General features: G+C 60.5%; 14 protein-coding genes. 12 read left to right on the top strand and 2 right to left on the bottom strand.

Annotated elements, in window-relative coordinates; all coding sequences use genetic code 11:
• Window positions 1–481: 481 nt before the first annotated feature.
• Window positions 482–922, bottom strand: coding sequence for a carboxymuconolactone decarboxylase family protein (locus ACTJK7_RS13880; RefSeq protein ID WP_007959341.1), 441 nt, complete (start codon window positions 920–922; stop codon window positions 482–484).
• 310 nt (window positions 923–1,232) lie between these two features.
• Here ACTJK7_RS13880 and pdxR point away from each other — a divergent pair, with 310 nt between their 5' ends.
• From pdxR to ACTJK7_RS13900, 4 genes are all read left to right on the top strand, one after another.
• Window positions 1,233–2,669 (top strand): MocR-like pyridoxine biosynthesis transcription factor PdxR, encoded by a 1,437-nt coding sequence (gene pdxR, locus ACTJK7_RS13885; protein WP_440780099.1) that lies wholly within the window; start codon window positions 1,233–1,235, stop codon window positions 2,667–2,669.
• 120 nt (window positions 2,670–2,789) lie between these two features.
• On the top strand, window positions 2,790–3,083 hold the full coding sequence (locus tag ACTJK7_RS13890; RefSeq protein ID WP_007959339.1) for a putative quinol monooxygenase: 294 nt from the start codon (window positions 2,790–2,792) through the stop codon (window positions 3,081–3,083).
• Between the two features lie 229 nt (window positions 3,084–3,312).
• Window positions 3,313–3,732, top strand: a complete 420-nt coding sequence (locus ACTJK7_RS13895) for a cupin domain-containing protein (RefSeq protein WP_236196979.1) — start codon at window positions 3,313–3,315, stop codon at window positions 3,730–3,732.
• Between the two features lie 241 nt (window positions 3,733–3,973).
• Entirely contained in the window at window positions 3,974–4,687 is a 714-nt protein-coding gene (locus ACTJK7_RS13900) for an ATPase (protein WP_108562343.1), read from the top strand.
• Window positions 4,688–4,872: 185 nt separating this feature from the next.
• On the opposite strand, the gene ACTJK7_RS13905 is transcribed toward ACTJK7_RS13900, so the two are convergent.
• On the bottom strand, window positions 4,873–9,759 hold the full coding sequence (locus tag ACTJK7_RS13905; protein ID WP_440780098.1) for an NAD-glutamate dehydrogenase: 4,887 nt from the start codon (window positions 9,757–9,759) through the stop codon (window positions 4,873–4,875).
• A gap of 639 nt (window positions 9,760–10,398) precedes the next feature.
• Between ACTJK7_RS13905 and ACTJK7_RS13910 the strand changes: the two genes are divergently transcribed.
• From ACTJK7_RS13910 to ACTJK7_RS13945, 8 genes are all read left to right on the top strand, one after another.
• The gene (locus tag ACTJK7_RS13910; protein WP_108562345.1) at window positions 10,399–11,613 is read left to right on the top strand and encodes a colicin-like pore-forming protein; all 1,215 of its coding nucleotides are present in this window, start codon (window positions 10,399–10,401) and stop codon (window positions 11,611–11,613) included.
• Between the two features lie 732 nt (window positions 11,614–12,345).
• A complete protein-coding gene (locus tag ACTJK7_RS13915; RefSeq protein ID WP_003225678.1) occupies window positions 12,346–12,699 on the top strand; it encodes a hypothetical protein in 354 nt (117 codons plus the stop codon).
• A 280-nt stretch (window positions 12,700–12,979) separates the two neighbouring features.
• Window positions 12,980–13,939 carry an AAA family ATPase gene (locus tag ACTJK7_RS13920; protein WP_011334589.1) on the top strand — a complete coding sequence of 320 codons (960 nt, stop codon included), beginning with the start codon at window positions 12,980–12,982 and terminating at the stop codon, window positions 13,937–13,939.
• Between the two features lie 5 nt (window positions 13,940–13,944).
• The gene (locus ACTJK7_RS13925) at window positions 13,945–14,889 is read left to right on the top strand and encodes a DUF58 domain-containing protein (protein ID WP_007959332.1); all 945 of its coding nucleotides are present in this window, start codon (window positions 13,945–13,947) and stop codon (window positions 14,887–14,889) included.
• Complete coding sequence (locus ACTJK7_RS13930) at window positions 14,886–15,383, top strand: DUF4381 domain-containing protein (RefSeq protein ID WP_201819228.1); 498 nt, start codon at window positions 14,886–14,888, stop codon at window positions 15,381–15,383. The genes ACTJK7_RS13925 and ACTJK7_RS13930 overlap by 4 nt, the downstream gene beginning before the upstream one ends.
• Window positions 15,376–16,455 (top strand): vWA domain-containing protein, encoded by a 1,080-nt coding sequence (locus tag ACTJK7_RS13935; protein WP_197868030.1) that lies wholly within the window; start codon window positions 15,376–15,378, stop codon window positions 16,453–16,455. Before ACTJK7_RS13930 ends, ACTJK7_RS13935 begins: the two co-directional genes overlap by 8 nt.
• The gene (locus ACTJK7_RS13940) at window positions 16,452–18,188 is read left to right on the top strand and encodes a vWA domain-containing protein (protein ID WP_323151983.1); all 1,737 of its coding nucleotides are present in this window, start codon (window positions 16,452–16,454) and stop codon (window positions 18,186–18,188) included. The genes ACTJK7_RS13935 and ACTJK7_RS13940 overlap by 4 nt, the downstream gene beginning before the upstream one ends.
• On the top strand, window positions 18,185–19,825 hold the full coding sequence (locus tag ACTJK7_RS13945) for a BatD family protein (RefSeq protein WP_440780097.1): 1,641 nt from the start codon (window positions 18,185–18,187) through the stop codon (window positions 19,823–19,825). Before ACTJK7_RS13940 ends, ACTJK7_RS13945 begins: the two co-directional genes overlap by 4 nt.
• Window positions 19,826–19,890: the final 65 nt, after the last annotated feature.

Raw genomic sequence — 19,890 nt, forward strand, 5'->3', positions numbered from 1 at the left:
GCGGAGCGTCCCCAGAGGCATTCCCACGCGGAGCGTGGGAACGATCAAAACCACAGCCACCGAACCACTTTTACCTGATCGTTCCCACGCTCCCGCGTGGGAATGCAGCCGTGACGCTCTGCGTCACTGGACGCGGAGCGTCCCCAGAGGCATTCCCACGCGGAGCGTGGGAACGATCAAAACCACAGCCACCGAACCACTTTTACCTGATCGTTCCCACGCTCCCGCGTGGGAATGCAGCCCGTGACGCTCCGCGTCACTGGACGCGGAGCGTCCCTAGAGGCATTCCCACGCGGAGCGTGGGAACGATCAAAACCACAGCCACCGAACCACTTTTACCTGATCGTTCCCACGCTCCCGCGTGGGAATGCAGCCCGTGACGCTCTGCGTCACTGGACGCGGAGCGTCCCTAGAGGCATTCCCACGCGGAGCGTGGGAACGATCGACGCGCGGGCACGTGGAAGCGATCAACCGCTAGTGATCAATCGCTGGGAATCTGGCGAAAGCTCACCGCCAGGCGATTCCAGCTGTTGATGGTGCTGACGGCCATGGTCAGGTCCACCAGTTCCGTCTCGTTGAACTGTTCCCGCGCCTGCTGGTAAACATCGTCAGGCACCCGGCTGTCCGCCAGCAGCGTCACAGCCTCAGTCCAGGCCAGCGCCGCACGCTCGCGCAGGTTGAAGAAGCCGCTGTCGCGCCAGACTGCGATGGCGTACAAGCGCCGATCCGTCTCCCCTGCCCGCCGCGCTTCCACCGAATGCATGTCGGTGCAGAACGCGCAGCCGTTGAGCTGCGAGGCGCGGATCTTGATCAGGTGCAGCAGCGGCGGCTCGATGCTCAGGCTGCTGGTCAGCGCTTCCAGGGCAATCATCGCTTTCATGGCTTTGGGTGAAGCGCTGTAGTAATCCAGACGCGGGGACATGGGCGGGCCTCGGGCAGCAGAAGAGTGATTTCACGGTAGGCGCTGGTTGGGCAACGTTACAGCCCCAATTGCACGAAAAAACGGCAGACCACTGATTCAAGTAAAACAACATTTCTGTGGGAGCTGGCTTGCCAGCGATGGGGCAATCACATTCAACATAGATGTCAGCAGACACACCGCTATCGCTGGCAAGCCAGCTCCCACAGGGCCCTATGCCAATTTGGGGGATTTGCACTACGCAACTTCTGTCGATACTGCATTCGGGAGTAATCTGGCCGGCACACTCAATCGCCCGGAGCGCCCCGTCGGTATGGAACTGCATGTCGTAATCAATGGCCGCAAGGATCTGGCCGGTCAGTTGTACCAGCAACTGCGCGGCGCCATTGAATCCGGGCGTCTGGCCGCCGGCACGCAACTGCCGCCCAGCCGTTTGCTCGCCGAGCAATTGGGGATCTCGCGCAAGACCATTTCCGACACTTACGCGCAACTCACTTACGAGAATTTCCTCACCGGGGTGATCGGCAAAGGCACTTACGTCAACGCGCGCCCGGCGACCATCGAGCGCAAGCAAAATCACAGTGACCTGGCGAGCGCCGAAGTGATCGAGAGCTGGCGCAATCTGCCGGTGTTCCTGCGCCACCCGACGCTCGAGGGTTCGCTGCGCTACGACTTCATCGGCGGCGCCACCAGCAAGGGTCAGTTTCCCCAGGATGACTGGCGCCGCTGCGTCTCTCACGCGCTGCGGCAGATGGCCCATTCCAAAGGCTTCTACAGCGTGCCGGAAGGCCTGCCGGCGCTGCGCAATGCGATTGCCCGGCACATCGCGTTTTCCCGTGGCGTGAACTGTCAGGACGAGGACATCGTGGTGTGCAACGGCGCGCAACAGGCGCTGGACCTGATCACCCGAGTGCTGATCCGCCCCGGCAGTCTGGTGGCGATGGAAGATCCCGGTTACCCGCCGGCACGGCTGCTGTTCGGCACTCACGGGGCGACGGTGGTCGGCGTGCCGGTGGATGCCGAGGGCATTCTGGTCGAGCGGATTCCCGAGGGCACGCGGCTGATCTATGTGACGCCGTCGCATCAGTTCCCGCTGGGCATGCCGATGAGCCAGGCGCGACGCGAAGCTCTGCTCGCGCGGGCCCATGAGCTGGGCGCGATCATCATCGAGGACGACTATGACAGCGAATTCCGCTACGAGGGCCGGCCGACCGATTCGCTGCACAAGCTCGATCAGCGCGGCATCGTCGCCTACGTCGGCACCTTCTCGAAAACCCTGCTGCCAGAGCTGCGGCTCGGCTATGCGATCCTGCCGCCGGCGATTCTCGAGGCGGTGATTCGCGCCAAGCAGCTCACCGACCTGCACGCCTCTACCCTGCCGCAATGGGCGCTGGCCAAGTTCATCGCCGAAGGCTGTCTGCTCAAGCACATCCGCCGCTGCCACACCATTTATGCCCAGCGCCGCGAGCGGATCCTGGCGCGCATGGCCACCGACCTGTCGCCGTGGCTGCAAGCCGTGCCGCCCAGCGCCGGTTTTCACATGGCGGTGTTCTGCAAGGTCCCCATCGATTTGCCGCTGGTGATCGAACTGGCGAAGAAGGTCGAAGTCGGGCTGTACGCCATCGATGGCTTCTATTACCAGCAGCCCCCAAGAAGCGGGATGTACTTTGGTTTCGGCGCCATCGAGACGCTGGACATCGACATCGCCCTCGACCGCCTGCGCGACATTCTGCAACAGGTCGTGGGTTAGATTGGCCTAAACGATTAACCGCCGATTGGTTATTGGTGATCCGGGGGTGCAGGCCTATCCTGCACAAGCGTTATCCCTCAATGAGCAGGATTCGTCCGGCCTGATTCAGGAGTGTGAGCAATGTCCAACGAAGTCATCAACACCGTACAGGTGCAGGCTGCCGCCGGCCGATCGGAGGAGCTGGGCAAGCAGTTGCAGAAGATCGTCGAAACACTGCGCGAAACGCCGGGCTGCGATTCCTACATGGTCGACCGCTGCCCCGAGGACAGCCACCGCTGGACGGTCAGCGCCCGCTGGCAGTCGGAAGCGGCGATGCAGGCGCATTTCAATCGCCCGGAAGCCCAGGGCTTCATCGACCTGATCGACAGTCGTCTGGCCAATAGCGTGGATTTCAACTCTTTTCCAATCGTTTGACTTACTGACGCCATCGCTGGCAAGCCAGCTCCCACAAGGTTTGTATCGTTCACAAATAATATGAACGACACAAAAACCTGTGGGAGCTGGCTTGCCAGCGATGGCGTATTTGAATGTGCTGACATCCCCCAGATTGGTCACCCGAACTTCCCGAACATTGGCCGTTTGAATACCCCGGCACGCGGACTACTGTGATGACCGACCCCCCCCACTTCATCAGGTGATCACCATGAAAGTCCTGCACTTGCTTGCCGCCCCGCTCGCCGCTATGGCCCTTACCATCAGCGCTTCGGCACTGGCCCACGGCACCGATTCGCCGTCCGAGAAAATCTCGGTCCTGCAGGACCAGATGCTGAAAAACGTCCCCGGCAAAAAAGCCATGATGATCGAAGTCGATTACAAACCCGGCCAGTCCTCGATCGCCCACAAACACGACGGCACCGCCATGGCCTACGTGCTCGAAGGCGAGATCGTTTCCCAGGTCAAGGGTGAGCAACCGATCACTTACAAGAAAGGCCAGTACTGGTACGAGCCGGCCGGTTCCGAGCATTTGATCTCGAAAAATGCCAGCAAGAGCAAGCCGGCCAGGTTGCTGGTGTTCATGGTGCTCTCGCCCGACGAGCAAGTGCTGATCCCATTGAAAAACTGATGGTTGTTAAACCAGCCATAAATAAAAGGCGGAAATTTTTGATTTGCGCCTTTTTTATTTCTCGCGGCAATTAATCAAGAACGCTTACAGCCAATAAAACTATTGCATGACAGTCATTCAGCCAATTGTCAGGTTGTTTTCAGTTTGGCGGGAGTAGTCTGAGGCGACTGTCGCCGGTTCTATTTAATCAACCCCGACATGCCTGACTTTCCGACTGAAGTTGCTTCACGGGAGACTCACCATGAAACTTGCCTTTGCCAGTAGCTTGGCGATATCAGTTTTAGCGTTGTCCGCCTGTTCTGTTCCTACCGCTCCGAAAGCGGTTTCCTCTCTCGACACTCTATTCACCCAACCGGTGGGACGCAGCAGCGCCACCCAGGTGAAAAGTGGTCCCGATGTCTCATTGGGCGTGATCTACAGCCCGAGCACCCAAACCAACCGCGACTACCTGCGCAACTACCAGGCCAACGCCGGCACCGGTTTCGGCCAGAGCCTGCTGGTGCAGCCGATCCACGACGCCTACATCGCCACTTCGAAACCGGACATGGCGGTGGATTGGGTGAAAGCCTCGCTGCAACGCCAGTTCGGCTCGGTGACGGTGTATCCGGACATGCAGAGCCTGCGTGCGGCCATTCCGGATGTGGTGGCGGTTGTCGATACTCACAGCCAGTTGATTACCTCGCGCAGTTCTGACATCAAGGCGGATGTGAGTGCGGATTTTTATGATGGGAAGTTCAACTATATCGGTACGGCCAAGGGGTCTGAGGCAAAAGAGTTGACGCCGGTCTGGGCGGACTTCAAGCGTTCAGAGGAGATTGTTGCGGATATTAATCAGCAACAGGAAGTTCAGGTTCGGGCGTTGCAGAAGTTTGACCAGTCGCTCAGTAATTTGCTGACCAGGCCGGCAGGTAATGTGTCGATGCTTGATACTAAACAAACACATAACTTGCAGTGACAAATAGGACCTCATCGCTGGCAAGTCGAATCGTCGCAACGCAGCTCCCACAGGTATCGGGAACACTGGAATATTTGTGGGAGCTGGCTTGCCAGCGATAGGGCCAGATCAAACAACACAAATCCATGCGGCCAAAAAAAGCCCCCGCATCTCACAATGCAGGGGCTTTTTCATTCAACGGCTACTCAAGCAAGCTCAAGCTCCGCAGTCACCGCAGCAGGCACAACCGCCTGACCGCTCAGCGCCACGTCGTTCAGCTCACGGTTGGCCACCGCGTACATGGCGTAGTCGGTGCCGCTGGCGGCACGGATTTCCACCAGCATGGCGCGCCAGCGCTGGATCATCGCATCGTGTTGCGCCATCCACAGTGCCAGACGCTCTTCCACGTCCAGGTTGCCGCCACCCGCTTGCAGAACGGCGATGGTGATCGCGCGTTGCTGCCAGTCGACGTCGTCGCGGAACGCTTCGCGGGCCAGAGCCTGCCAGTTGTTTTCAACCGGCAAGGCGCTGATCTGCGAAATGTACCAGGTGATGTCCAGCGCGCTGCCCACGGCGAAGTACGCCTTGGCCACTTCGGCTGGATCCTGGCCGGTCACGTCGGCCGCTTCGATGATCGGCAGCAGCGTGTAGAGGTGGGTAGTACCCGCCACCATACGCGCCAGCAGTTCCGGTACACCGGCGGCGACGTACGCCTGATAGCGCGCCTGCCAGTTTTCGCGGATTTCGCCGCTCAGCAGCTCGTCCAGCTTCAGGCCCAGCTCTTTGAGGTGCGGACCGAAATGCGCGACGTCACGGGCAGCGTTCTGCTCGTTGCGGCGGGCACGCAGGAACCAGCGCGTAGCGCGACGGCCCAGACGCATCAGCTCGTCCATCAGCTCCAGCTGCACGTCAGCGGAAACCTGGTAGTCCAGCGCTTCGATCTGACGGAACCAGTGCGGGAGGTGGAAGATATCCCGAACAATCACATACGCACCGGCAACATTCGCCGGGGTCATGCCGGTGGACTCTTTGAGCCTTTGAACGAAGGTGATGCCCATGTGGTTGACCAGATCGTTGGCGATCTGGGTGCTGACGATCTCGCGCTTCAGGCGGTGACGACGCATGGCTTCGGAGAATTTGCTGACCAGAGTCGGCGGGAACGCCGTTTCCATGTCGCGGGTCAGGTAGTCGTCGTCCGGCACCAGGGAGCCCAGCAGCTGCTCCTTGAGGTCGATCTTGCTGTACGAGATCAGCACCGACAGCTCAGGACGGGTCAGACCATGGCCTTCGGCAACGCGTTCGGCCAGTTGCTCTTCGGTCGGCAGGAACTCGATGGCGCGATCCAGCTTGCCACGGCCTTCCAGATCGCTCATCAGACGCTTGTACTCGGCGATCCGCGCATAAGCACGGCGGGCCGCCAGGGACAGGGCCTGAGTCTGCTTGTAGTTGTTGCCCAGCACCAGACCACCGACTTCGTCGGTCATGCTCGCCAGCAACTGGTTGCGTTGCTTGTCGGTCATGTCGCCGGCCTGAACCACTTCGTTCAGCAGGATCTTGATGTTCACTTCGTGGTCGGAGCAGTCCACGCCACCGGCGTTGTCGATGAAGTCGGTGTTGGAACCGCCGCCATTGAGGCCGAACTCCACACGACCCAGTTGGGTCATGCCGAGGTTACCGCCCTCGCCCACCACTTTGCAGCGCAGTTCGTTGCCGTTCACGCGCAGCGCATCGTTGGCCTTGTCGCCGACATCGGCGTGGCTTTCGGTGCTGGCTTTGACGTAAGTACCGATACCGCCGTTCCACAGCAGATCCACCGGCGCCTTGAGCAAGGCGTTCAGCAGTTCGGTCGGGGTCAGCTTGTCGGCCTGGATGTCGAAGCGCTCTTTCATCTGTGGCGAGATGGCGATGCTCTTCGCGCTGCGCGAGAAGATGCCGCCGCCTTCGGACATGATGCTGGTGTCGTAGTCGGACCAGGCCGAACGCGGCAGGTCGAACATGCGCTGACGCTCGGCGAAGCTGGTGGCCGGATCCGGATTCGGATCGATAAAGATGTGCATGTGGTTGAACGCGGCAACCAGTTGCAGCTTGTCGGACATCAACAGGCCGTTACCGAACACGTCACCGGCCATGTCACCCACGCCGACCACGGTGATGCTGTCTTCCTGGACATTGATGCCGCGCTCGCGGAAGTGGCGCTGTACGCCGACCCACGCGCCCTTGGCGGTGATGCCCATTTTCTTGTGGTCGTAACCGGCCGAACCACCGGACGCGAACGCGTCACCCAGCCAGAAGCCGTAGTCGATGGCGATGCCGTTGGCGATGTCGGAGAAGGTTGCAGTGCCCTTGTCCGCCGCGACCACCAGGTACGGGTCATCGTCGTCATGCCGCACGACGTTGGCCGGCGGTACCAGTTTGCCGTCCTTCAGGTTGTCGGTGATGTCCAACAGGCCCGAGATGAAGATGCGGTAGCAGGCGATGCCCTCGGCCGCAATCTCATCACGGCTGCCGCCCAGTGGCAGGCGACGCGGCAGGAAGCCGCCCTTCGCACCTACTGGCACGATGACCGAGTTCTTCACTTGCTGGGCTTTTACCAGGCCGAGGACTTCGGTACGGAAATCTTCTTCGCGGTCGGACCAGCGCAGGCCACCGCGAGCGACGTTGCCGAAGCGCAGGTGCACGCCTTCGACGCGTGGCGAGTAAACGAAGATTTCGAACTTCGGCACCGGTTTCGGCAGCTCAGGGATCAAGTGCGGGTTGAACTTGAAGCTGAAGTACGACTTGTTCTGGCCGTTGGCGTCGGTCTGGTAGAAGTTGGTGCGCAGGGTCGCTTTGATCAGGTCCAGGTAACGACGCAGGATGCGGTCTTCGTTGAGGACTTGAACGTCGTCCAGCGCAGTCAGGATGGCCTGTTCCAGACGCTGTTGCTTGTCGTCCAGATCCTCGCTGCCGAGCTTGCGGGCCAGGTAGAAACGGGTCTTGAACAACCGGGTCAGTTCGCGAGCGATGTCGGTGTGGTTGTTCAGGGTGCTGGCGATGTAGCCGAGGTCGAAGCCCAGGCGGATCTGCTTCAGGTAACGGGCGTAGGCACGCAGCAGCGCCACATCGCGCCATGGCAGGCCGGCGGTCAGCACCAGACGGTTGAACGCATCGTTTTCGGCATCGCCACGGACGATGTGGACGAACGCGTCCTGCAGGGTGTCGTTGAGTTGCTGGATGTCCAGGTCCAGGCCTTCGGCAGCGGTGAACGCGAAGTCGTGGATCCAGAACTCGCGGCCGTTGGTGTGACGCAGACGGTACGGGAATTCACCCAGTACGCGCAGGCCGAGGTTTTCCAGGATCGGCAGCACGTCGGACAGGGCCAGCGGGGTATCGGCGTGATACAGCTTGCAGTGCAGCTCGCGTGGGCCGGAGGCCAGTGGCTGGTAGAAGCTCATGGCCAGCGGCTTTTTCTCGCTCAGATTGAGCAAGTGCTGCATGTCGACCACGGCCGAATGCGCGGCGAAACGCTCGCGGTAGCCGGCCGGGAAGCCTTTCGGGAAGTCGGCCAGCACGTTGGTGCCGTTGGCTTCGCCGAAGGTTTCAACGGTCAGGGCAGCGTAGTCGTCCTGCCAGCTGCGGCAGGCCTGGATCACTTCGTTTTCCAGTTGCAGCGGGTCGATGTCGATGCGGTTTTTCGGGTCGACGCGCAGGATCAGTTGCACGCGGGCCAGCACGGACTCGGAGAAGAACGTCCAGAATTCGCAGTCGGAGGCTTTCAGGCGCTCCATCAGCACTTGCTGGATCTTCTGGCGAACTTCGGTGGAGTAGATGTCACGCGGCACGTAGGCCAGGCAGTAGCAGAAACGACCGTACGGGTCTTTACGCAGGAACACGCGGATCTTATTGCGTTCCTGGATCTGCACGATCGACATCACGGTGCTGAACAGTTCGTCGACCGGAGTCTGGAACAGGTCGTCACGCGGCAGCACTTCCAGAACCTGAGCCAGTTCCTTGCCCAGGTGAGCCTTGGCCTGGAAGCCGGAGCGACGCTCGATTTCCTCGACCTTGCGGCGGATGAACGGGATGACACGCACGCTTTCGCCGTACACCGACGAGGTGTACAGGCCCATGAAGCGGTGTTCCTTGATGACTTTGCCGTCGGCGTCGATTTCACGGATCGACACGTAGTCCGGGTAGGCCGGACGGTGCACGCGGCTAGGATGCGCAGCCTTGGCGAACGACAGCAGGGTCGGTTCGCGCAGGTAGTTCACGGCATAGTCTTCGATGTGGCGGTCTTCGTTGGTCAGACCGGTGCGCAGCATCTTGGTCAGGCCGAGGAAGGAGTTCTGGTCGTATTCGATATGGCCGCCATCGGCCTGATCGACAACAGTGAACTCTTCGTAACCCAGGAAGGTGAAGTGGTTGCCCACCAGCCATTCCAGGAAGCTCTTGATTTCGTTCTTTTCGTCGGCATCGACGGCGAATGCGCTGTTATCGAGCTTGGTGAGGATTTCCTGCACCTTGGCCTTCATCGGCTCGAAATCGGAGACCGCGACGCGGACTTCACCCAGAACCTGTTCCAGTTCCTTGGACAGCACATTCAATTCGGCCGCATTGGCGCAGCGGTCGATTTCCAGGTACATCAGCGACTCGTGCAGCACGCCTTCGCCGGTGGTGCCTTTTGGCAGGATTTCCAGCAATTCGCCCTTGCTGCCACGACGCACGCTCAGCACGGTGGTCTGCAGGGTGTGGATGCTGTAGCCGCGACGGTTCAGCTCGGTACGCACCGAGTCCACCAGGAACGGCAAGTCATGGTGCAGCACTTCGACCGCGGTGTGGGTCGACTGCCAGCCGTGACGTTCGTAATCGGGGTTGTAGACGCGCACTTGCGGTTGCGCGTGATCGAAGCGCTCAAGCAGGCGCCACGCAGAAAGAGTACAGCCAGCGAGGTCGGAGAGGCGACGTTGGGTCAGCTCGTCCAGGGAAATGATGCCGAAGAATTGTTCAGCGAACAGCGCCACTTGTGGCAGTGCCTGTTCACTGATGTGCTGCGCCAGTGCCGCTTGCAGTTGGTGCTGGAAGTCGGCTTTGCTGGCTGCGGTGAAGAACGCCATCTGTGGTACTCCGCTTGGGCTTGTTATTGATGGAAAGCGTCGCGTGCAAAACCCCTTTCGGGGCGTTCCGTCGCCCTGTTCCTGATTCTCGGGCAGAGGAAACAGGGTGACAGGTGGGTGAAGCTGGACGAGACACTCAGGTCACATTCACCTTCCATGAATGGGCATCTGCAAAAACGACTGCCCGGCGCCGCTCGTGGGGCCATGGCAATGCCTTTACGGGTGCTCATCCGTTGCGCAGCTTAATGGGTGCGACAATGTGTCTGCTTGCGGTGCTGCGACATATTCGGTCATTGGCACGTAAACGAAGGCTGGGGCATGGCACAACACTAGCAGTGGATGGACGAGCTGGCCGGATTAAAACCCTGTTTTCCACACATTCGTCTCGAAAATGACTGCCTGAGCAGCGAACGTTCCCGCGCGTTCCGCTCTGCGCTTCCCCCTGCTTTCAGCCGCCCCCCAAAATGGCAACGACTTAGAGTAAAAACAAGTACTTACAAGGCTCTTCTACCTTCTTACAAACAGCAAAGAAAAAGCCCACAAAAACTTCAGAACATATTCTTACAACCTGAATTGTTTGAGTTTCAAGGCAATGCTATCAATGTAAAAACATTCTCCGCCCGAAGGATCGGGCTTTAAATGCACAAGGAACTTGCATATGTCACAACTGGAACTTCCCGGAATAATCATCTATGCCGATGGCTCGTGGGAAATAATCAATTTAAACCCAAACACGATAAGAGGTGTGACATCCGCAGAAACTATCCCTTGGGAAATCCGATGCATGGGTTCACCCTCGCACTTCAAAATGACTACAACACACGCAAGCAAAATCTTGAAGCCAACCTCCAATCCGAACTAAACATCAAAGAAAGCAGTTATCCACCTCTGACAGCCATTACGCCGGACGCATGGTTATCCCGGGCAACAAACATCGTCAACGAACTGTTATTTCAGAAAAACGCCGAACTCCAACAACAATTGAAAACCGCAAAGACCGCAAAACTTTATGCAAAGCTGGAAGCAACTTACAACGCCATGATCCTCACCGATCAGATTGCAAGCCTGCAATCCCGGCAAACACAGTTATACGCCGAAACAAACCGCCGACAAGCCGAGGCTCTGGCCTTGCAACAGGCTGCCGAAGCGGCGCGCCGGGCAGAAGAAGCACGCAGGCAAGCGCAGGAGCAAGCGCGCCTCGCTGCCCTTGCCGAAGCCCAACGAATCGCCGAGGAAAACGCAAGGCTCGCGGCAGCAGAGGAAGCCAGGCAGATCGACGAGCACAAGCGCGCCGTGGCGTTCGTTGCCGACGCCAATAAATACATCCTGGAGAAATACGGCGCGAACCTGCATCAGGTTGTGATGGATCTTCAAAAGGACATTTCAGGCAAGAAGATCCGAAGCTACACCGAAGCCATGCAGACCTTCGAGCAAGTGCGGACCAACCCGAACGCAAGGCTCAGTCCGCAGGATACCCGTGCGCTGGTGGACGCGCTGAATGCACTCGATAAAGCGACCTACATGGACAACGTCAACCGACTGGCCAAGGGGTTTGGCGTGACCGGCAAAGTCGTACAGGCGCACTCGGTGATCGAGAAGATGGTCATTGGGTTCCGGGACGGCGACTGGAAGCCTTTGATGCTGGAGTTGGAGAGTATTGCTGCCGGGGCAGGAGCAGGTGCGCTGCTGGCCCTTGCTTTACCACCACTACTTTCCCTGATTTGGGTTCCTCCCGCAGCGGTGGTAGTCGTTACCGGAATCGCAATCGCTGCCGCAGCGATTTTTCTGGACGCCAAAGCCGTGGAAACAATAAACCGCTCCGTGCTTGCCGCAATTACGAAAAACGATACCTGACTACTAACCAAATGCAATCCGGCTCAACAGTCATTGAGCCGGTTATCAAGCTCACAACGGACACAACAATGCAAAAAAAAGAAAAGTCTGAATTATCCAACGCCTTCGTTTTAGCGGTCGCCTCCCCAATCCTGCTCATCAACTTGATAGTCCCGATTATGGGTGATCAACAACACGCCATCCTCGAAACTTTACTGAGCGGCTACCTAATCGAAAACATCGGCTTCTGGTCTTCGAGATTCCCGCTAAGCTCAAAAATAACCACAAACTATATTGCTATATTCGGACCAATATTTGGAGCTGTACTTTTCCTGAAGAGTTACAAAAACGCTTTCCAATCAATCGACAGATTTAACCAAACACCGCTATACAAGTATCTTTTCATGACATTGACAACGATATTGATCTGCTCCCTTTTCGTATACGAAGCCTATTTCAATTCCACAGACCTAATAACTCAGGGCCCCAAACTCAGAATCATGGGGCTCAACTTTCTTTTTTATTCAATGTTCTCCTTTACAGTTATTTTTTTCATATTGCTTCTACCTGCACTCGTGATTCACCTCCTGATTTATACCCCTTATCGACTGATCAAGCTTTTAAAGCCTAAACAGCACCCATAACAACGTTGACCTCCAGTACGCGAACATCAGAGCAGCGGAAATGGTCACGAACTGGCAAAATCACCTTTTTGCGTGGCACCCGTCGCGCCCGCCAAGTCAGGAATTCCCCATGCAAATGACCACCGCCCTTTTGATCGTCAACCCGTGCGACGACGAAGAAGACAACATGGCCATGCTCTGCTGCCACAGCGACAAGGGCGACATGTTCCTGATGAGCCGCTATCCGGACGAGGATGAGCTGGAGATCACCCTGGATGGCGAGCCGTCGACCCTTGATGGCGTGAAGGTCACCCTGACCAAGACTCTGTTGAAGATCGAAATCGCGGCGGCAGATGCCGATGCTTTAAACGGGGATGATGTGCTGGAAATCACCTTTAACCCGGACATGGTGGATCTGGCCGAAGTCGAGGAAACCCTGAAGAACATTCTTGATGGTACTGGCACCTATATCAGCCAGATTTGATGGCGTCTGCACTGGCCCTATCGCTGGCAAGCCAGCTCCCACAGGGGTACGCGTACTACAGACAGAACGCGGTCATTGTGGGAGCTGGCTTGCCAGCGACAGGGCCCGAAAGAACACCGCACCTCCCCCGCCCTACAAAATTCCAACAATTGCCCCGGTCATTTCCCGCACTTTGCGCAAAATGCCGTTAGTCGCCACCCCCTGCGATGGATTAAAGTAACGCCCCCAGCCCCGGCGTTATCCGAACGCCTGTGGCCACCCTTTCCAGGAACAGTCATCGATGGAACATCGTGAAGCGCTGCTGGCGCTGCGAACCTTTCTTTCAACGCAGATTCTCGGCCAGGAAAAACTCATCGAGCGCTTGCTCATCGCCCTGCTCGCCGACGGCCACATGCTGGTCGAGGGCGCTCCGGGTCTGGCCAAGACCAAAGCGATCAAAGAGCTCGCCGAGGGCATCGAAGCCCAGTTCCATCGCATCCAGTTCACCCCGGACCTGCTGCCGGCCGACATCACCGGCACCGAGATCTATCGTCCGGAAACCGGCAGCTTCGTGTTCCAGCAAGGCCCGATCTTCCACAACCTGGTGCTGGCGGACGAAATCAACCGTGCCCCGGCCAAGGTGCAATCAGCCTTGCTCGAAGCCATGGCCGAACGTCAGGTCAGTGTCGGGCGCAGCACTTACGAGCTGTCGCCGCTGTTTCTGGTGATGGCCACGCAGAACCCGATCGAGCAGGAAGGTACCTATCCGCTGCCCGAAGCCCAGCTCGACCGTTTCCTGATGCACGTGAAAATGGGCTTCCCCGACGCTGCCGTCGAACGCCGGATCCTGCAACAGGCTCGGGGCGAAGCTTTGAACGGCGAAACCAAGCCCGAACGCCGGGTCAGCCAGCAGGCGATCTTCGCCGCGCGCAAGGAAATCCTCGGCCTGTACATGGCGGACGCCGTGGAGGAATACCTGGTGCAACTGGTCATGGCCACGCGCAACCCGGCCAAGTTCGACCCGGAAATGGCCGAGTGGATCGCCTACGGCGCCAGCCCGCGTGGCTCGATCGCCCTCGACCGCTGCGCCCGCGCTCACGCGTGGCTGGCCGGTCGCGACTTCGTCAGCCCGGAAGACATACAGGCTGTGCTGTTCGACGTGCTGCGTCACCGCATCATACTGTCGTTCGAAGCCGAAGCCGCTGGCATCGACCAGGATCGGGTGGTGCAACGGATTCTCGACGTCGTAGCCGTCGCTTGACCTCGATGAACGCCTCCCTGCCGTCCGAACCGGGCATCCGCATCAGCCTCGCCGAGCTGATCGAGATGCGTCACCGCGTGCGCGAAGTGCAGCTGTTTTCCACGCCGAGCCAGCGCAGCCCGCTGATCGGCCTGCATCACTCGAAATTCCGTGGTCGCGGCGTCGACTTCGATCAGGTGCGGGTCTATCAGGCCGGCGACGACGTGCGCACCATCGACTGGCGCGTGACCGCACGGACTCAGGAACCGCACACCAAACTGTTTCATGAGGAACGCGAACGGCCGATTTTCATCATGGTCGAGCAGAGTACGCGGCTGTTCTTCGGCTCCGGGCTGATGTTCAAGTCGGTGCTGGCAGCGCAGGCTGCGGCGCTGATCGGCTGGGCGGCACTGGGCCACAACGACCGGGTCGGCGGGCTGGTGTTCGGCGACAACGAGCATTACGAAATCAAACCACGGCGCAGCAAGCAGAGCCTGCTGCAACTGCTCAACCGCCTGGTGAAGGTCAATCAGTCGCTGCACAGCGAGCGGGAGCCGGATCGCGATGCGTTTGGCGTGGCGTTGCGCCGGGCCCGTGAAGTGCTGCGACCGGGCAGCCTGGTGATCGTGATCTGCGACGAGCGTGCACTGTCCGACAGCGCCGAGCAGCAATTGAGCCTGCTGTCGCGCCATTGCGACCTTTTGATGCTGCCGCTGTCCGATCCGCTGGATCACGCCCTGCCCGCTGCCGGGCTGCTGAGATTCGCCGAACGCGGCGCGCAGCTGGAACTCGACACGCTCAACTTCGACCTGCGCCAGACCTATCGCGCCCAAGCCGAAGCGCGGATCGCCCGCTGGGAATTGCTCGCGCAGAAGCTGCGCGTGCTGCTGATGCCGCTGAGCACTCAGAGCGAAATGGTCGAGCAGATGCGCGAATTCCTTAACCCGCAACGTCCGGGGAAAGGTCGATGAGCGGCCTCGAACAACTGCAACCGCTGATCTCCCCGCCACCGATTGCCTTCTGGCCGCCGGCACCGGGCTGGTGGCTGCTGCTTTTGCTGTTGCCGGTGATTGGTTTTGCAGTCTGGCGGCTGCGGCGTTTCATTCCGATCAAGAAAAAACCGGTCGTGCGCGCCGAACTGCCGCTCGATCCGGTGCGCATCGCTGCACTCGCCGAACTGGCGCAGATGCCCAAACCTTACGACGGCGCCCCCGCCGGGGCCTGGCTGCAGCAGCTCAACGGTCTGCTCAAGCGTCTGTGCCGCAACCATTACCCCTACAGCCAGAGCCACACCCTCAACGGCCGCAAATGGCTGGCGTTTCTCGACAACCGTTGCCCTGCCGCCGGTCTGACCCGGTGGATGGTGCTCGTCGAAGGCGCCTACAAACCCGAGTGCAAGCTCGACGACAAAGCCATCGCCGGCCTGACCCAGGCAGTCGACACCTGGATCCGCAAACATGTTTGAGTTCGCCTGGCCGTGGATCTTTGTGCTGTTGCCGCTGCCGTGGCTGATGCGCCTTGTGCTGCCGGTGGCCGACAGCGGCGAGCCGGCGTTGAAAGTGAGTTTCCTGGGTGACCTGGAAGGCCTCGCTCGCCGTCGCGCCCGGGCCAATCTGCCGGCGTGGCGCCAGCAGGCCCCGTTTCTGTTGTTGTGGCTGATGTTGCTGACCGCTGCCGCCCGCCCGCAATGGCTCGGCGAACCGCTGCCGATTGCCGCCAGTGGACGTGATCTGCTGGTGGCGGTGGACGTGTCCGGCTCGATGGATTTCCCGGACATGCAATGGAACGATGAGGACGTCAGTCGCCTGTCGCTGGTTCAGCATTTGCTCGGTGACTTCCTGGAAAGCCGCGACGGCGACCGGGTCGGTTTGATCCTGTTTGGCAGCCAGGCTTACCTGCAAGCACCGCTGACGTTTGACCGGCGCACCGTTCGGGTCTGGCTCGATGAGGCGCGGATCGGCATCGCCGGCAAGAACACCGCCATCGGTGACGCCATCGGCCTGGCCCTGAAGCGCCTGCGCATGCGTCCAGCCCAGAGCCGGGTGCTGATTCTGGTTACTGACGGTGCAAACAATGGCGGCGAAATCGACCCGCTGACCGCTGCAAAACTGGCCGCCAGCGAAGGCGTGAAAATCTACCCGATCGGCATCGGCGCCGATCCCGAAGAAAGCGGCGCCACGGCATTGCTCGGCGGCAACCCGACCCTAGACCTCGACGAACCGGCACTCAAGGCCATCGCCGAGGTCACTGGCGGGCGTTACTTCCGCGCTCGCGACGGTAAGCAGCTGCAAGCGATCAAGGACACCCTCGATCAGCTCGAACCGGTGACTCAGCAACCGACTCAGGCCCGGCCGGCGCAGGCGTTGTATCAGTGGCCACTGGCATTCGCCCTGCTGCTGAGCATGTTGCTGGTAGCCCGAGTGTTGTGGCCGGACAACCCGCTGCAACGGCTGTTCACCAAGGAGCTGTATCTGCAAAGCCCCCTGCCTGACTGGCGCGAGCGCCTCAAACGCCTGCGTCTGCGGAGGCGCCGATGATCGCCCTCTGGCCGCACTGGTTCCGTCCCTGGTGGCTGTTGCTGCTGCCATTGCTCGGCTGGCTGATCTGGCAGCTCTGGCACCGGCAGAAACGTGCCGGTCGCTGGCAGATGATTCTGCCGCCGGCCTTCCATGCCACGTTGCTCAGTGGCGGCAGCGGTCGTGACAGCAAACTGCCGTGGGTCGCCCTGAGCGTGGCCTGGCTGCTGACGATCCTGGCGCTGCTTGGGCCGAGCTGGGAACGGGTCGAACAGACCAGCCAGAAACCCGCCGACCCGTTGGTGGTGGTGTTGGCACTGACCCCGGAAATGCTCGCCACCGATTCGCCGCCAACGCGACTGGAACAGGCCCGGCGCAAGCTGTTCGACCTGCTGAAAGTTCGCAGCGACGCGCAGACCGCCATCGTCGTTTACGCCGGCAGCGCCCATACGCTGGTGCCGCTGTCGGATGACCTGGCGACCAGCCGCAATCTGCTCGATGCGCTCAAGCCTTCGCTGATGCCGGAAAGCGGCCATCGCGCCGATCTGGCGGTAAGCAAGGCGTTGGCGTTGCTCAAGCAAGGTGCATTGGGTCAGGGGCGGATTCTGCTGATTGGCTCTTCGCTGTCGGAAGAAGAACGCCAAGGTATTCGCAATGCACTCAGTGGCCAATCGGCGCAATTGTTGATGCTCGGTGTCGGCACCGCCGAGGGCGCGCCGATTGCGCAGGAGGACGGCAGTTTCCTCAAGGATGCCCAGGGTGCGATCCGCGTACCGCAACTCGACAGCCCGGGTCTCGGCGCATTCCTCAACGCGGTCGGCGGCGAGTACCGCAGCGCACGGCTGGACGAATCCGATCTGGGCGACCTCGGCCTGCTCGATGGCCCGCGCAGCCTGCGCAGCGATGGCCAGACCGTTCGACTCGACACCTGGGCCGATCAGGGTTACTGGCTGCTGTTGCCGCTGTTGTTGCTCGCCGCGTGCGCCGGGCGGCGTGGCTGGCTGTTCTGCCTGCCGTTACTGCTGGCATTGCCGCAACCGAGCTACGCCTTCGACTTCGAAGACCTGTGGCTGCGTCCCGATCAGCAAGGCCTGCATCTGCTCAAACAGAAGCGCCCGGCCGAAGCGGCGAAGCATTTCGAAGATCCGCAATGGCAAGGGGTGGCGTTGTACGAGGCCGGCGACTACAGTGGCGCCGCTCAGCGTTTCGCCGAGGGCAATGACGCCCGCGCCCACTACAATCGTGGCAATGCCCTGGCCAGAAGCGGCGAGCTGGAAGCGGCGCTGGACGCCTACGAACAGGCCCTGGAACGCCAACCGGATCTGCGCCCGGCGCTAACCAACAAGGCGCTGGTGGAAAACCTGCTGAAACAGAAAAACGCCCCGCCGCCGGCCGAACCGCAAGACAAACCGGCGCAGCAAAACCTACCGGGCGATGAACCACCGCCAACGACCGCTCCGCCGCCAGCGGTCAAAAGCGAAACCCAGAGCGAGCCGCAAACCGGTGAGTCCGCCAGCGAACCGCGGCCGACCACCCCGCCGCTGCCGGGTGCCAACGAGCTGCCGGACAGCGAACCGGGCGAGGAACACAATACCCCGCCGCTGCTGCGCCCCAATGAGGACAACCTCGAAGGCGAGCAACAGCAGGCGCTGGAACAATGGCTGGGCAAGATCCCGGATGACCCGGGCGAACTGCTGCGACGCAAATTCTGGTACGAACAGCAACAACATCAGGATCAGGAAAACATTCGATGACCCGTTTCACCGCTCTCTTGCTGCCCCTGCTGATCTGCACGGCCACCGCCCAGGCGGCCGAGCTGACCGCCAGTGTGGATCGCAGTCGCCTGAACTCCGGCGAGACGGTCGAACTCACCCTCGAATCCAACGATGTCACGCAGTTCGGCAAACCGGACCTGACCCCGCTTGAGCCGCTGTTCGAAGTGCGCGGCACGCGGCAGGTCAACCAGTTGAACACCCTCAACGAAGACAACCGCGCCACCACGCGCTGGATCATCACGTTGCTGCCCAAGCAGAACGGCAGCGTTGAAATCCCGCCGCTGAAACTGGGCGACGTCGAGAGCCAGCCGATCACCGTACAAGTGATCGAGAGCGACACCCGCGAAGAAAACAGTGCCCGCGAACCAGTGTTCATCGAAGCCAGCCTCGACCAAACCAGTGTGTATGTGCAGGCCCAGGCCATCCTGACGTTGCGCATCTACCATTCAGTGTCGCTGTACGACGACAGCAGCCTGACGCCGTTGCAGATCGCCGACGCGCGCATCGAGCAACTGGGCGACATGCGCACCTACGAAAAAGACATCAACGGCGTGCGCCATGGCGTGATCGAGATGCGCTATGCGATCTATCCGCAGCACAGCGGTTTGCTGAGCATCGCCCCGCAGACGTTCAGCGCCACACTGGTCGATACCCAGCCCTCGCAGGACGCCACGGCGCTGGGGCCGAAGCCGGGCAAACTGATGCACATCAGCTCTGCCGCGACTTCGCTGACGGTCAAACCCAAACCGATGACCTACCCCAGCGATGCGCCGTGGCTGCCGGCCCGCAGCCTGAGCCTGAGCGAAAGCTGGAACCCGGAGCCGGAACACACTCAGGTCGGCGACTCCCTGACCCGCAGCCTGACCCTCAAGGTCGAAGGCTTGGCCAGTTCACAACTGCCCGCCCTGCCCGCCACCGAAGCCAACGGCCTGCGCCGCTATCCGGATCAACCGGTACTGAACAACCAGAGCAGCGACCGCGGCCTGATCGGCAGTCGTGAAGAACGTGAAGCGCTGGTGCCGAGCCGCAGTGGCTCGATCGAGCTGCCAACGGTGGACGTGGTCTGGTGGAACACCTTCGAAGACCACCTGGAACACACCAGCCTGCCGGCGCGCACCCTGCAAGTGGCGAACAACCCGAGCCTGCAAGTCGACACCCCGGCGGGCAACGCCCAACCGCTCAGCGCCGCCGACAGCGAAGCCTTGTGGTGGTGGAAACTCAGCACGTTCGTTCTCGCCTGCACCACCCTGCTCGGCTTCGGCCTCTGGTGGCGTGCCCGTTGGCAACCGGCGATCCTGCGCGCCGCGCAAACCGGCCCGAGCCCCCGCACCCTGCTCGACGACATCAAACGCGCCAGCCAGGCCAACGACCCCCACGCCACCCGCCAGGCCCTCGACGCCTGGGCCCGCCAGCAGCCGGAAACCCTGGCGGACATGGCGGCGCGGTTTGTGCCGCTGTCGGATGCGCTCGATGGTTTGAACGGCGCGCTGTACAGCGAGACGGGGCAGCATTGGCAGGGTGAGGATTTGTGGCGGGCGATCCGGACGATTCCGACGGCGGAGCGGGTGCAGGATCCGGTTGGGGATAGTGGGTTGCCGCCGCTTTATCCGAAGTAGGATCTTCCCCGGGCGTCGATCAGTCGGTACCTGTCTTTGAAATACCAAACGCCCGATGCGATGCA

It is taken from the genome of Pseudomonas sp. 22085, from assembly GCF_052045815.1.
GTDB classification, from domain to species: domain Bacteria; phylum Pseudomonadota; class Gammaproteobacteria; order Pseudomonadales; family Pseudomonadaceae; genus Aquipseudomonas; species Aquipseudomonas glycinae.